The following is a 13,262-nucleotide window of genomic DNA, read 5'->3' on the forward strand; positions in this document are numbered from 1 at the left end:
AGCGGGCGGCTGTTCACAGCAGCAGCCCGCGCGGGCGATTGGACCCCAGCGTAGCGGGGTTCGGGTAAGAAGTGAATACAAATTCAAAAATTGAAACCAGACTCAGAACATGGCCTACAAACGCTCAGCATTGATGGAAGAACGCCTGGCCGGGGCCCGTGAACGGATCCTGCTGGCCACCCGCGAACTGGTCGCCACCGGCGGCTGGCGCAACGCGCCGGTAACCGCCGTGGCCACCCAGGCCGGGGTCTCCACCGGCCTGATCTACCGCCACTTCCCGTCCAAGGCCGAGCTGTTCGTGGAAGTGCTCAACGCTGCCGTGGCCCATGAGGTGGCGATCATGGAGCGCATCGCCAGTGCGCCGCAGCCGGCCAGCGTGCGCCTGCGCCAGGCCATCACCGCCTTCGTCCGCCGTGCCCTGGCCGGCCCGGGCCTGGCCCATGCCTTCATCGTCGAACCGGTGGACCCGGACGTGGAAGCCGAGCGCATGCGCGGCCGCCGTGCCTTCGGTGACGTGTTCCTGCGCCTGGTGGAAGAGGGCGTGGCGGCCGGTGAACTGCCGGCACAGGACGCGCACGCTGCCGCCGCGTGCCTGGTGGGTGCCTTCACCGAAGCGATGGTGGGCCCGACCGCACCCAGCCGCGAAGCGCACCGCGACGAGGACGCACTTGTAGAGGCCATCTGCAGTTTCTGCCTGCGGGCTGTTGGCGCAGGGTGATGCCGCCGTTGCGCGTGCCGGGCGGCTTCTGCCGCGCTTCGCGCTCGCCGGGCGCGGTCCGGCGCCACCCGCACGCGGCCACGGCCGCATGCTGCGCCGCACCAGCCGTGATGCCTGTTGTCGTGCGTGGCGTGCGTTCTATACTCGGCCCATCACGCAGTCGCTCAGCCGTGGTCCAACGACTATCAGCCAGGGGTAACGAAGAGTGCGGAATTACGATCTGGAGTTCCTGAAACGCTTCTCCATGGTGATCGCGCTGTTGATGGCCATCACCCTCGGTCTGATCCTGCTGGCCGCGTTCATCCACACCCGGATTCCGCCCGAGGTGTCGCCCACCGCCGCCAAACGCACTGAACAGCGCATCTCGCCCACTGGCGCGGTATACGCCGGCAGCACCGGCGCCGCCGCGCAGGCCGCGGCCAAGGCCGCAGCGCTGGCCAAGGCCGCCTCGCAGGTGGCCTACGGCGGTACCAAGGACGGCAAGGTGATCTTCGACAACCTGTGCACCGCCTGCCATACCACTGGCGTGGGCATGGCGCCGACGCTGGACCACTCGCACTGGGACAAGCGCCTGGCGCAGGGCAAGGACACCCTCTACAAGCACGCCATCGAGGGCTACACCGGCCCCGACGGCGGCATCATGCCGCCCAAGGGCGGCAACCCGGCGCTCACCGAGGAGCAGATCCACGCCACCGTGGACTGGATGCTGGGCAATCTGAAATAGCGGACGCCGCCGCGTCCGCTGGTAGTGCCGGCCAGCGGCCGGCACTGCCCGGCTTTGCCCACCGAGGCCTGATCGCCCCTATGCCCCCGCTGCGCAGGCGGGGTTTCGCATTTCAGGGTTAGTCTGTGCGCCTCTTCCGTGGAGTCGTCTGTCGATGCGTCGCCGTTCCCTCGCCCTCGCCCTGTCCCTGCTGATGCCGGCATCCGCTTTCGCCCAGGCCCAGCCACAGGTTGCGCCGACCTCGGCGCCTGCGCCACGCAGCCCAGCCACCGTCACCCTGGCCGCCGCGCCGGCCGACTGGCGTGCACTGGATGGGCAGCACGTGCGCATCGCCGCGCCGCTCACCCTGGCCGGCACCGATGGCCTGGAACGCTTCGGCCAGCTCACCGTCGCCTTCGATGGCCGCCTGTGGCAGCCGACCGAAGTGGCCGCGCCCGGCAGTGCCGGGATCGATCAGGTGATGGCCGACAACCAGCGCCGCCGCCTGCTGCTGGACGATGGCAGCGATGTGCGTGATCCGGACAGCGTCGCCTACCTGCCGGGCAACCCGGTGCTGCGTACCGGCATGCAGCTGCGCAACGTGGAAGGTACCGTGCGCGTGGACGCGCAGGGCCGGCCCAGCCTGCAGGTGGACGGTGTCCTGAAGCTGCCGGACCTGCAGCGCCCGGCCGTGCCGAGCGTACCCGGCCGCCTGCACATCGCCGCGTTCAACCTGGAGAATTTCTTCAATGGTGACGGCAAGGGCGGTGGGTTCCCGACCCTGCGCGGCGCGCGCACGCTGGACGAGCACAAGGCGCAGGTCGGCAAGCTGGTCGCCACCGTCAACGCGCTGGGCGCCGACATCGCCGCGCTGATGGAACTGGAGAACGACGGTTACGGCCCGCAGTCGGCCATCGCCGAACTGGTGGATGCGCTCAATGCCGGCCTCGCCGCAGACAGACAGTGGGCGTTCGTCGATGCCGGCCAAGGCCCCGGCAGCAATCCGATCCGCGTCGGCATCATCTACCGCAAGAGCGAATTCAAGCCGCTCGGCACGCCGCTGACCATGCTCGACGGCCCCTTCGTCGAACACAGCCGTGCGCCGCTGGCACAGGCCTTCCAGGGCAAGGGTGCGCCGTTCATGGTGGTTGCCAACCACTTCAAGTCCAAGGGCTGCCGCGATGCCAGCGGCGCCGACGCCGACCGCAATGACGGGCAGGGCTGCTGGAACGCCACCCGCGTGGAATCGGCCAGGCAGCTCAACTCCTGGGTGCAGGCCGAAGCCGCGCGCCTTAAGGTGAAGGACGTGGTGCTGATGGGCGACTTCAACGCCTACGCCATGGAAGATCCGATCCGCACCCTGCACGACCTGGGCTGGCAGGATGCCTTCAAGGTGGCCAAGGTCGAACAGCCCTACAGCTACGTCTACAACGGCTACACCGGCCGCCTCGATCATGCGCTGCTCAGCCCGACCATGGCCAAGCGCCTCGCCGGCGCCGCCGAGTGGCACAGCAATGCCGACGAGCAGGACGCCAGCGGTTACCAGGGCCGCAACGTGCAGGGCCCGTGGCGCAGCTCCGACCACGACCCGCTGCTGCTGGGCTTCGACAAGTAAGCCCTCGCCGGGGTAGCTCGACATCGCCGGGGTCGGACCCCATTCCTACGGAATGGGCTCTGACCCCGGTCATCACTTACCCCAGGCGATCAACCCGATCGCCAGCACCGCCAGCGCCAGACCGGCCCGGTTCCAGCGCGTAGTGGCCTCGCCGAAGGCGAACACACCCACCAGCGCACCCAGCACCACCACGCCGATGTTCATGCCGGCAAACACGGTGGCCGGGCTGTCCGGCATCGACTGGTGTGCATGCACATAGAAAAGAATGTTGCCGCCGTTGAGCAGGCCCAGCAGCGCACCCGCACCCAGGTTGCGCCAGGCCAGGCGGCTGCGCCCACTGAAATGCCGCCACAACTGCAGCGCCAGCATCAGCACGAAGGCCACGCTGAAACTGGCCAGCACCGCCGCCATCGACGGCGTGCCCGACAGCGCCACCTGCTTGAGCAGCACGTCGACCACCGCGAAGCCGGCCCATACGCCCAGCAGCCAGCCCCAGCCACCGGGCGAGGCCGCCACTGCCGGGCCGCGCGGACGCAGGCTGATGGCCACCATCGCCAGCAGGCCCAGGCCCAGCCCCACCAGCTTCCACGTGCTGGCGCTCTGGCCAAAGAACAGGAACGCCGCCGCCAGCGACAGCAGCAGCGACAACCGCTGCGCCACATCACTGCGGACGATGCCGGCCACCGCCACCGCGCGGCCCAGCACCAGGAAGATCGAGGGCAGCACCACCGCCAGTGCCAGCAGCGAAACCCACGGCGCATGCGGGGCGCGCAAGGCGTCCAGCGGCGGCTGCAACACCACCGTCGTCATCGTCGCGGCGACCAGATAGTTCCAGGTCACCATCTGTGCAACATCCAGCTGGCGACGGCCAGCCAGCTTCAACAACACCGAAACCAGCACACTGCAGATCACGGCCAGGGACAGGTAGAACATGGGGCGGGCACAGGGCTGGGGCGGGGGACGTTATCATGGTGCCATGCACAAGCCCTCGTTCCCTGTCGCCGCTGGCGAAACCGCATGCCTGGTGCTGGATGGCCCGGTTGGTCCGCTGGAAGTGGTCGTCGACCTGCCCAAGGCCGATGTGCCGATGCAGCCGATCGTGGCCGTCATCTGCCATCCGCTGTCCACCGAAGGCGGCACCCTGCACAACAAGGTGGTCACCATGACCGCCACTACCCTGCGCGAGCTGGGTATCGCCACGGTGCGCTTCAACTTCCGCAGCGTCGGCGGTTCTGCCGGTGAATTCGACCATGGCGTGGGTGAGCAGGAGGATTTGAAGGCTGTTACCGCCTGGGTCCGCCAGCAGCGTCCCGACGACCGACTGTGGCTGGCCGGCTTCAGCTTCGGTGCGTTCGTTTCACTGAAGGCTGCCGCCGAGCTGCAGCCCGAAGCGCTGATCTCGATCGCGCCGCCGGCGGGCCGGTGGGACTTCGGCGGCATTGCGCCGCCGGCCCGCTGGCTGGTGATCCAGGGCGAGCAGGATGAAATTGTCGACCCGCAGGCCGTCTATCAGTGGTTGGACACTCTCGATGCGCCGCATGAGCTGGTGCGCATGCCGGACACAAGTCACTTCTTCCACCGCAAGCTGATCGACCTGCGCGGCGCGCTCACCCACGGCGTCAAGCATTGGCTGGGCACGGCGGCATGAGCGAGGTGGAACTGACCCCGACGCAGCGCTACGCGGCCGGGGTGGAACGCGGCGATTGGCAGAACGACCCGGCCCAGCATGCGGCGCTGGCCGAGCTGGACCGGATCCACCTGGCCCTGGTGGACAGCGCCGAGGACGGCTGGCTGGACCGCCTGTCCTCGTTCTGGAAGAAACCCGAGCCGGTCAAAGGCCTGTACTTCTGGGGCGGCGTCGGCCGCGGCAAGACCTTCCTGGTCGACCTGTTCTACGACGGCCTGCCGATCAAGCAGAAGTACCGCACCCACTTCCATCGCTTCATGCGCAGCGTGCACGAGCGCCTGCGCGAGCACCAGGGCCAGAGCGATCCGCTGGCGAAGATCGCCCAGGAATGGCGCAGCAACCTGCGCGTGCTGGTGCTGGACGAATTCTTCGTCACCGACATCGGCGATGCCATGCTGCTGGCGCGCCTGCTGGAGCGGATGTTCGCCGAGGGCGTGACCCTGGTCACCACCTCCAACACGGCGGTGGAAAACCTGTACCTCAACGGCCTGCAGCGCGAGAGCTTCATGCCGGCCATCGGCCTGCTGCAGCGCTACTGCGTGGAGCTTTACGCCGAAGGCACCGAGGACTACCGCATGCGCGCGCTGACCCGTTCGCCGGTGTACCGCGCGCCGCTGGCCGCCGACAGTGACACCTGGCTGGCTACGCGCTGGGGCGAGTTGAGCGGTGGCCAGCCGGCCAAGGCGGGCAACATCGAAATCGAGAGCCGCAAGATTCCGGTGCGCGCGCGCGGCAAGAGCATTGCCTGGTTCGACTTCGCCGCCCTGTGCGAAGGCCCGCGCGGGCCGTCGGACTACATCGAGATCGCGCACGAGTTCAACACCGTGCTGCTGGGGGGCATTCCGGCCTTCGATCGCCTGAACGAGGATGCCGCGCGCCGCTTCGTCAACCTGATCGACGAGCTGTACGACCGCCACGTCAACCTGGTCTGCACCGCCAGCACCTCGCCGGTCGAGCTGTACACCGGTACCCGGCTGCAGGGCGCGTTCGAGCGTACGGCCTCGCGCCTGATCGAAATGCAGAGCGCCGAGTACCTGGGTACCCCGCACCGGGCGTGACGACCGGGGCGGTGCCGCCCCGTCCACCGGCTGCCCACTGTCTGCCCACCACCTATCCACAGACTTGTCCCTCGCCTGCGTGGTCCTGTCATGTGAAGCTGTCATCGTTCCGCTGGTGGGGCGCTGATTGCCACCGCGATGACGTGTTTCGGGCTTGACTGCGCAGCCCGTTCCAGCAGGTCCAAAGCGTCCAAACCGGGCGCCGATGGCACGATCCTTGCGGCGCAAGGGATTGCCGAATTTCACTACATTTGGCGTTGACGGACCCAACTACCCCCACTATCTTGTGGCTGTCGGTTGTGGGGACCCCAAGTCGCCGGGTCCATGGAATGGATCGCCGGATCCTCCGGTGATACGCCCTCCATGCCCGCAGCGGCACCGGTCAGCACTGCCAGCGGCAGCCACAGGCGCAGGGTCTCAATTCCTGCGACACCGGTCTGCCACCCTGGGCTGTCACGTCCCGGGCCGCGTCACCCGATGCTCCGAGCCACCATCCATCACGCCAAGAGGACACACGCCGTGACCACCGAGACCAGCGCCACCATCGAGAAGGAAAGCGAATTCCTGTTGACGTCGCCGCCGACGTCCAACGCGATGAGTGTGACCAAGCGCAATGGCACGACCGAGCTGGTGGATCTGAACAAGATCGTCCGCGCGGTGCAGCGTTCCTCCGAGGGCCTGCACGCCGTCGATCCGATGCGTGTGGCCACCCGCACCATTTCCGGCCTGTACAACGGCGCCACCACCCAGGAGCTGGACGAACTGTCCATCCGCACCGCGGCGCTGCTGATCGGCGAAGAACCCGAATACGGCCGCCTGGCCGCGCGCCTGCTGGCCAACTTCATCGCCAAGGAAGTGTCCAACCAGGAAATCCACGCGTTCTCGCAGTCGGTGGGTCGTGGCCACGAAGTGGGCCTGATCAACGACCGCCTGCTGAACTTCGTGCAGACCAACGCACGCAAGCTCAACGATGCCATCGACATCTCGCTGGACCTGAACTTCGATTACTTCGGCCTGCGTACCCTGTACGACCGCTACCTGCTGCGCCACCCGCACACCCGCAAGGTGATCGAGACCCCGCAGCAGTTCTTCCTGCGCATCGCCAGCGCGCTGAGCGAGGACGTGCCGGAAACCCTGGCGCTGTACAAGCGCATGGGCAACCTGGACTACCTGCCGTCCAGCCCGACCCTGTTCAACTCCGGCACCACCCACGAGCAGCTGTCCTCGTGCTTCCTGCTGGACTCGCCGCAGGATTCGCTGGAATCGATCTACGCCAAGTACGGCGACATCGCCCAGCTGTCGAAGTTCTCCGGCGGCATCGGCGTCAGCTACACCCGCGTGCGTTCGCGTGGCTCGCTCATCAAGTCCACCAACGGCCATTCCAACGGCATCGTGCCGTGGCTGAAGACCATGGATTCGTCGGTGGCTGCGGTGAACCAGGGGGGCAAGCGCAAGGGCGCGGCCTGTGTGTACCTGGAAACCTGGCACGCCGACATCGAGGACTTCCTCGAGCTGCGTGACAACACCGGCGACGAATCGCGCCGTGCGCACAACCTGAACCTGGCCAACTGGATCCCGGACCTGTTCATGAAGCGTGTCGAGTCGGACCAGGAATGGTCGCTGTTCGATCCGCGCGTGGTGCCCGAGTTCACCGACCTGTTCGGCGAAGCCTTCGAGGCCGCCTACCTGCAGGCCGAAGCACAGGGCAAGGCCAACCGCACCATCTCCGCGCGCAAGCTGTACTCGCGGATGATGCGCACCCTGGCCGAGACCGGCAACGGCTGGATGACCTTCAAGGACAAGTGCAACCGCGCCAGCAACCAGACCCTGCGCGCCGGCAACGTGATCCACCTGTCCAACCTGTGCACCGAGATCCTGGAAGTCACCTCGGCTGAAGAAACCGCGGTGTGCAACCTGGGTTCGATCAACCTGGGCAACCACTTCGACGGCAACGGCGAGTTCGATTTCGACAAGCTGGCCGACACCGTGCGCCTGGCCGTGCGCCAGCTGGACCGCGTGATCGACCTGAACTTCTACCCGATCGAATCGGCGCGCCGCGGCAACCTGCGCTGGCGTCCGGTCGGCCTGGGCTGCATGGGCCTGCAGGACGTGTTCTTCCGCAAGCGCCTGCCGTTCGATAGCGCCGAAGCCCGCGCGCTGTCGAAGAAGATTGCCGAGACCATCTACTTCCACGCGCTGGAAACCTCGGTCGAACTGGCCCAGGAACGCGGCAAGCACCCGTCCTTCGCCGACACCCGTGCGGCCAGCGGCGAGCTGCAGTTCGACGCCTGGAACGTGGTGCCGGAAGATGCCGCGCGCTGGGATGCCCTGCGTGAGCGCATCAAGGAACACGGCCTGCGCAACTCGCTGATGATCGCGATCGCCCCGACCGCCACCATCGCCTCCATCGCCGGCTGCTACGAGTGCGTGGAACCGCAGGTGTCCAACCTGTTCAAGCGCGAGACCCTGTCCGGTGACTTCCTGCAGGTGAACCGTTACCTGGTGAACGAGCTGAAGAAGCTGGGCCACTGGACCCCGGAAATGCGCGATGCAATCAAGCTGGCCGACGGTTCGATCCAGGCCATCACCCAGATTCCGGAAACGCTGCGCCACGTCTACCGCACCGCATGGGAACTGCCGATGCGTTCGCTGATCGACATGGCCGCCGACCGTGGTGCCTTCATCGACCAGTCCGCCTCGCTCAACCTGTTCATGGAAAGCCCGAGCATCGGCGCGATGTCCTCCATGTACATGTACGCCTGGAAGCAGGGCATCAAGACCACCTACTACCTGCGTTCGCGTCCTGCCACCAAGATCGCCAAGACCACCGTCAGCCACACGGCCAGCGCTGCGCCGGAAAAGGTGTTCAGCCCGGAGGAGGCCATCGCCTGCTCGCTGGAGAACCCGGAAGCCTGCGAAGCCTGCCAGTAACACCGCGGTGGATTAACGCGCGGTGGGTGCCGACCGTTGGTCGGCACTGCTGCCCGACTACGGAAACAACAAGGTAGCGCCGGGCCATGCCCGGCGTTTTGACCCGAGAAGACAAGGAAACACCCATGGCCGACAAGCCCAAGCAGATGCTGCTCGATCCCGGTTTTGAACTGACCCTGCGCCCGATGCGCTACCCGCAGTTCTATGACATGTACCGGAATGCGATCAAGAACACCTGGACGGTGGAAGAGATCAACTTCCAGATCGACATCAGCGACCTGCACAGCAAGATGTCGCCGGGCGAGCGCCACCTGATCCACCGCCTGGTCGCCTTCTTCGCCACCGGCGATTCGATCGTGTCCAACAACCTGGTGCTGAACCTGTACCAGCACTTGAACGCGCCCGAAGCGCGCATGTACCTGTCGCGCCAGCTGTATGAAGAAGCGCTGCACGTGCAGTTCTACCTGACCCTGCTGGACAACTACCTGCCGGATCCGGACGAGCGCGTCAAAGCCTTCGCCGCGGTGGAGAACATCGACTCGATCAAGAAGAAGGCCGATTTCTGCTTCAAGTGGATCGATTCGATCCAGGACCTGAAGCGCATCGAGACCCGCGAAGAGCGTCGCCAGTTCCTGCTCAACCAGATCTGCTTCGCCGCGTGCATCGAAGGCCTGTTCTTCTTCGCCGCCTTCGCCTACGTGTACTACTTCCGTTCGCGCGGCCTGCTCAACGGCCTGGCTTCGGGCACCAACTGGGTGTTCCGCGACGAAAGCGCGCACATGGAGTTCGCCTTCGAGTGCGTGGACGTGATCCGCGAGGAAGAGCCGGACCTGTTCGACGACAAGATGAAGCAGGATGTCTATGACATGCTGGCCGAGGCCATCGAGTGCGAAGTGCAGTTCGCCGAGGACGTGCTGTCCGGTGGCGTGGCAGGCATTTCCACCCGTGACATGCGCCAGTACCTGCAGCACTGCGCCGACAACCATTTCCATCGCCTGGGCATGGAGCGCAAGTACAACGTGCGCAACCCGCTGAGCTTCATGGAACTGCAGGACGTGCAGGAACTGACCAACTTCTTCGAACGCCGCGCCTCGGCCTACCAGGTGGGCGTGAAGGGCGAAGTCGCCTTCGACATGAACTTCTGATCGATCCGATCAGGTCTGTCGCGAAAACCCCGGCCAACGCCGGGGTTTTTCGTTTTTACGGTAGCGCCGGGCCACGCCCGGCGAGCGCGCAGCGCGGAAGTTTTTCAGGGCGCCGTGCGCAATCGGCCGGGCATAGCCCGGCGCTATCGCCGCCCATCCACCGCCATGCGCACGGCCAACCCGGCCAGCACCGTGCCCATCAACCACCGTTGCACCGCCTGCCAGGTGGGGCGGGCCGCCAGGAAGCCGGCGATGCTGCCGGCCATTATTGCGATCACCGCGTTCACGCTCACGCTGACCAGCAGCTGGGTGGAGCCCAGCACCAGCGACTGCATCAGCACGCTGCCCTCGCTGTCCGGGTGCAGGAACTGCGGCAGCAGGGACAGGTACATCACCGCGACCTTGGGGTTCAGCACGTTGGTCAGGAAACCCATCGCGAACAGCTTGCGTGGGCCGTCCACCGGCAGGTCACGCACCGCAAACGGCGAGCGGCCGCCGGGCTTCAGCGCCTGCCACGCCAGGTACAGCAGGTACAGCGCGCCGCCGATGCGCAGCGCGTCGTAGGCAAACGGCACGGTCATCAGCAGCGCGGTGATGCCCAGCGCCGCGCACAGCATGTAGAACACGAAGCCCAGCGCCACCCCGCCCAGCGAGATCAGCCCGGCCATGCGGCCCTGGCAGATCGAGCGCGAGATCACGTAGATCATGTTCGGCCCGGGCGTCAGCACCATGGCCAGCGAGACAAGGGCGAAGGCCAGCAGGTCGGACGTGGCGGGCATGGTGGGTTCACGCAGTGGGGGTGCCGAAGTGTAGCGCCGCCTGCACACCACCTGCCTTAAAATCCGTCTCACCCCACACCCGAACCGCCCCCATGACCCCCATCCCCGAGACCGTGCCGCCGACCGAAGTGCGCATGGCCGAAATCGTCTTTCCCAACCACACCAACCACATGGGCACCCTGTTCGGTGGCCAGGCACTGGCATGGATGGACAAGGCCGCCTTCCTCGCCGCCGCCCGCTATTCGCGCCGCACCGTGGTGACCGCGCGCAGCGACCAGGTCGATTTCAAGCTGCCGATCCGCATCGGCCAGATGGTGGAAACGATCGGCCGCATCGTCGAGGTCGGCCGCAGCTCGATGAAGGTCGAGGTGGAGCTGATCGCCGAGGACCTGCACAGCGGCGAGCGCAAGCTGTGCACCCGTGGCCACTTCGTGATGATCGCCCTGGGCGACGATGGCCACCCGGTGACCGTGCCGCAGCTGCCCGGCGCGCCGGCGGCCTGAGCCGATGCTTGCGGGGGCGCCGGTGCGCCCCCATCTGGCTGCCATGACCCCGCCGCTCACCGACTTCATCGACCGCGCCCAGCGCCTGTTCGTGCTGACCGGCGCCGGCTGCAGCACCGCCTCGGGCATCCCCGATTACCGCGATGCCGATGGCCAGTGGAAGCGCACGCCGCCGGTGACCTACCAGGCCTTCATGGGCGAGGCCGCCACCCGCCAGCGCTACTGGGCGCGCAGCCTGCTGGGCTGGCCGCGCTTCGGCCAGGCCCGGCCCAACGGCACCCACCAGGCGCTGGCCGCACTGGAGGACAGCGGCAAGCTGCAGGTGCTGCTGACCCAGAACGTGGATGGCCTGCACCAGCGCGCGGGCAGCCAGAACGTGATCGACCTGCATGGCCGCCTGGACCTGGTGCGCTGCATGGGCTGCGAACGCCGCAGCGAGCGTGAGGCGTTCCAGCAGCGGCTGCTGCAGGCCAACCCCGGCTGGGAACTGCTGCAGGCCGGTATCGCGCCCGACGGCGACGCCGATCTGGAAACCGACTTCTCCGCGTTTGCGGTGCCCGACTGCCCGCACTGTGGTGGCCTGCTGAAGCCGGACGTAGTGTTCTTCGGCGAAAACGTGCCGCGTGAACGCGTGGCTGCGGTGCATGAGCACCTGCAGCAGGCGGATGCAGTACTGGTGGTGGGTTCCTCGCTGATGGTCTATTCCGGCTTCCGCTTCGTGCAGGCCGCGGCCAAGGCGGGTCTGCCGGTGGCCGCGCTGAACCGTGGCCGCACCCGTGCCGACGACCTGCTGCAGTTCAAGGACGAGCGCGACTGCGCCGAGGCGCTGGCCGGGTTCGTCATCGGGTAGCGCCGGCCCATGCCCGGCGGAAACGGGCTGCCGCGCTGTGCGCTCGCCGGGCGTGGCCCGGCGCTACCCACAACGCGCCCCCACGAAACAGCGATCCACCCACACGGTTGATCTATCGGCCGCACAGCGGTGCAATACGCACCCCCTTTGGTACACCCCCACTGCCGTGAGCCAGCTGTTTTCGCCGATCTCCTTCGGCCCCCTGACCCTGTCCAACCGCATCGTCGTCGCGCCGATGTGCCAGTACTCCGCCGAAGACGGCCGCGCCAGCGACTGGCACGCCATGCATCTGGGCAACCTGGCGCAGTCCGGCGCGGGCCTGCTGATCCTGGAGGCCACCGCGGTCGAAGCGCGCGGCCGCATCAGCTGGGCCGATCTGGGCCTGTGGGATGACGGCACCGAAGCGGCCCTGGCGCAGGTGCTGGCCAGCGTGCGCCGCTGGTCGCCGATGCCGCTGGGCGTGCAGCTGGGCCATGCGGGCCGCAAGGCGTCGGTGAATCGTCCCTGGGACGGCGGTGGCCAGCTGCCGGCCGATGATGCCCGCGGCTGGGCGACCGTGGCCCCCTCGCCGCTGCCGTTCCATGCCGCCGATCCGGCACCGCAGGAACTGGACGAGGCCGGTATCGCCGAAGTCGTTGCCGCCTTCGCCGCCAGTGCGGTGCGCGCCGAGCGCCTGGGCTTCGAGCTGATCGAGATCCACGCCGCGCACGGTTATCTGCTGCATCAGTTCCTGTCACCGCTGAGCAACCGCCGCACCGATGGCTACGGTGGCTCGCTGCCGAACCGCCTGCGGATGCTGGTGGAAGTGTTTGACGCAGTGCGTGCTGCAGTGTCGGACAAGGTCGCCGTAGGCGTACGCATCTCCGCCAGCGACTGGGTCGAGGGGGGTTGGGACATCGTGCAGAGCGAGGCGCTGGCACAGGTGCTGGACGCGCGCGGCTGCAATTTCCTGCATGTGTCCAGCGGCGGCCTGCACGAGCGCCAGAAGATCAGTGTCGGCCCGGGCTACCAGGTGCCGTTCGCGGCGGCGATCAAGGCCAAGAAGGTGCGCATGCCGGTGATCGCGGTGGGCATGATCACCGAGCCGGAGCAGGCCGAATCGATCCTGCGCCACAACCAGGCCGATGCCATCGCGCTGGCCCGGGGCATCCTGTACGACCCGCGCTGGCCGTGGCACGCCGCTGCTGCACTGGGCGACAGCGTGGTGCCGGCACCGCAGTACCTGCGCTGCGAACCGCGCGACGCACGCGGCGTGTTCAGCCCGCGCTGAGCA

Annotated in this window: 12 protein-coding genes; 10 read left to right on the forward strand and 2 right to left on the reverse strand. The window is 67.1% G+C overall.

The window, feature by feature from the left end; all coding sequences use genetic code 11:
- Positions 1–109: 109 nt before the first annotated feature.
- From ACUXVE_RS09635 to ACUXVE_RS09645, 3 genes are all read left to right on the forward strand, one after another.
- Positions 110–718 carry a TetR/AcrR family transcriptional regulator gene (locus ACUXVE_RS09635; protein ID WP_025875794.1) on the forward strand — a complete coding sequence of 203 codons (609 nt, stop codon included), beginning with the start codon at positions 110–112 and terminating at the stop codon, positions 716–718.
- A gap of 205 nt (positions 719–923) precedes the next feature.
- The gene (locus ACUXVE_RS09640) at positions 924–1,442 is read left to right on the forward strand and encodes a c-type cytochrome (protein ID WP_025875793.1); all 519 of its coding nucleotides are present in this window, start codon (positions 924–926) and stop codon (positions 1,440–1,442) included.
- A gap of 154 nt (positions 1,443–1,596) precedes the next feature.
- Entirely contained in the window at positions 1,597–3,036 is a 1,440-nt protein-coding gene (locus ACUXVE_RS09645) for an ExeM/NucH family extracellular endonuclease (RefSeq protein WP_445514309.1), read from the forward strand.
- 72 nt (positions 3,037–3,108) lie between these two features.
- Here the strand turns inward: ACUXVE_RS09645 and ACUXVE_RS09650 are convergent, their stop codons facing one another.
- On the reverse strand, positions 3,109–3,969 hold the full coding sequence (locus ACUXVE_RS09650; RefSeq protein WP_445514310.1) for an EamA/RhaT family transporter: 861 nt from the start codon (positions 3,967–3,969) through the stop codon (positions 3,109–3,111).
- A 43-nt stretch (positions 3,970–4,012) separates the two neighbouring features.
- On the opposite strand from ACUXVE_RS09650, the gene ACUXVE_RS09655 reads away from it, so the two are divergent.
- The 4 genes from ACUXVE_RS09655 to ACUXVE_RS09670 all read left to right on the forward strand — a co-directional run bounded on the left by ACUXVE_RS09655 (position 4,013) and on the right by ACUXVE_RS09670 (position 9,857).
- Positions 4,013–4,684 carry an alpha/beta hydrolase gene (locus tag ACUXVE_RS09655; RefSeq protein WP_093820789.1) on the forward strand — a complete coding sequence of 224 codons (672 nt, stop codon included), beginning with the start codon at positions 4,013–4,015 and terminating at the stop codon, positions 4,682–4,684.
- Complete coding sequence (gene zapE, locus ACUXVE_RS09660) at positions 4,681–5,781, forward strand: cell division protein ZapE (RefSeq protein ID WP_025875783.1); 1,101 nt, start codon at positions 4,681–4,683, stop codon at positions 5,779–5,781. Before ACUXVE_RS09655 ends, zapE begins: the two co-directional genes overlap by 4 nt.
- A 519-nt stretch (positions 5,782–6,300) precedes the next feature.
- On the forward strand, positions 6,301–8,712 hold the full coding sequence (locus tag ACUXVE_RS09665) for a ribonucleoside-diphosphate reductase subunit alpha (RefSeq protein ID WP_445514311.1): 2,412 nt from the start codon (positions 6,301–6,303) through the stop codon (positions 8,710–8,712).
- Positions 8,713–8,837: 125 nt separating this feature from the next.
- A complete protein-coding gene (locus ACUXVE_RS09670) occupies positions 8,838–9,857 on the forward strand; it encodes a ribonucleotide-diphosphate reductase subunit beta (RefSeq protein ID WP_025875781.1) in 1,020 nt (339 codons plus the stop codon).
- 143 nt (positions 9,858–10,000) lie between these two features.
- Here the strand turns inward: ACUXVE_RS09670 and ACUXVE_RS09675 are convergent, their stop codons facing one another.
- On the reverse strand, positions 10,001–10,636 hold the full coding sequence (locus ACUXVE_RS09675) for a LysE family translocator (RefSeq protein WP_222387958.1): 636 nt from the start codon (positions 10,634–10,636) through the stop codon (positions 10,001–10,003).
- Positions 10,637–10,728: 92 nt separating this feature from the next.
- Here ACUXVE_RS09675 and ACUXVE_RS09680 point away from each other — a divergent pair, with 92 nt between their 5' ends.
- From ACUXVE_RS09680 to ACUXVE_RS09690, 3 genes are all read left to right on the forward strand, one after another.
- Positions 10,729–11,139 (forward strand): acyl-CoA thioesterase, encoded by a 411-nt coding sequence (locus ACUXVE_RS09680; protein ID WP_025875773.1) that lies wholly within the window; start codon positions 10,729–10,731, stop codon positions 11,137–11,139.
- Positions 11,140–11,182: 43 nt separating this feature from the next.
- Complete coding sequence (locus tag ACUXVE_RS09685) at positions 11,183–11,989, forward strand: NAD-dependent protein deacetylase (RefSeq protein WP_025875771.1); 807 nt, start codon at positions 11,183–11,185, stop codon at positions 11,987–11,989.
- A 166-nt stretch (positions 11,990–12,155) separates the two neighbouring features.
- The gene (locus tag ACUXVE_RS09690) at positions 12,156–13,259 is read left to right on the forward strand and encodes an NADH:flavin oxidoreductase/NADH oxidase (RefSeq protein ID WP_105163262.1); all 1,104 of its coding nucleotides are present in this window, start codon (positions 12,156–12,158) and stop codon (positions 13,257–13,259) included.
- Positions 13,260–13,262: the final 3 nt, after the last annotated feature.

The sequence above is a fragment of the Stenotrophomonas sp. 3(2025) genome (assembly GCF_052665395.1).

Bases quoted from the DNA above. Each gene is read 5' to 3' on its own strand.
- ACUXVE_RS09635 (WP_025875794.1), top strand. From the start codon at position 110: ATGGCCTACAAACGCTCAGCATTGATGGAAGAACGCCTGGCCGGGGCC.
- ACUXVE_RS09645 (WP_445514309.1), top strand. From the start codon at position 1,597: ATGCGTCGCCGTTCCCTCGCCCTCGCCCTGTCCCTGCTGATGCCGGCA.
- ACUXVE_RS09650 (WP_445514310.1), bottom strand. From the start codon at position 3,969: ATGTTCTACCTGTCCCTGGCCGTGATCTGCAGTGTGCTGGTTTCGGTG.
- ACUXVE_RS09655 (WP_093820789.1), top strand. From the start codon at position 4,013: ATGCACAAGCCCTCGTTCCCTGTCGCCGCTGGCGAAACCGCATGCCTG.
- zapE (WP_025875783.1), top strand. From the start codon at position 4,681: ATGAGCGAGGTGGAACTGACCCCGACGCAGCGCTACGCGGCCGGGGTG.
- ACUXVE_RS09670 (WP_025875781.1), top strand. From the start codon at position 8,838: ATGGCCGACAAGCCCAAGCAGATGCTGCTCGATCCCGGTTTTGAACTG.
- ACUXVE_RS09675 (WP_222387958.1), bottom strand. From the start codon at position 10,636: ATGCCCGCCACGTCCGACCTGCTGGCCTTCGCCCTTGTCTCGCTGGCC.
- ACUXVE_RS09680 (WP_025875773.1), top strand. From the start codon at position 10,729: ATGACCCCCATCCCCGAGACCGTGCCGCCGACCGAAGTGCGCATGGCC.
- ACUXVE_RS09685 (WP_025875771.1), top strand. From the start codon at position 11,183: ATGACCCCGCCGCTCACCGACTTCATCGACCGCGCCCAGCGCCTGTTC.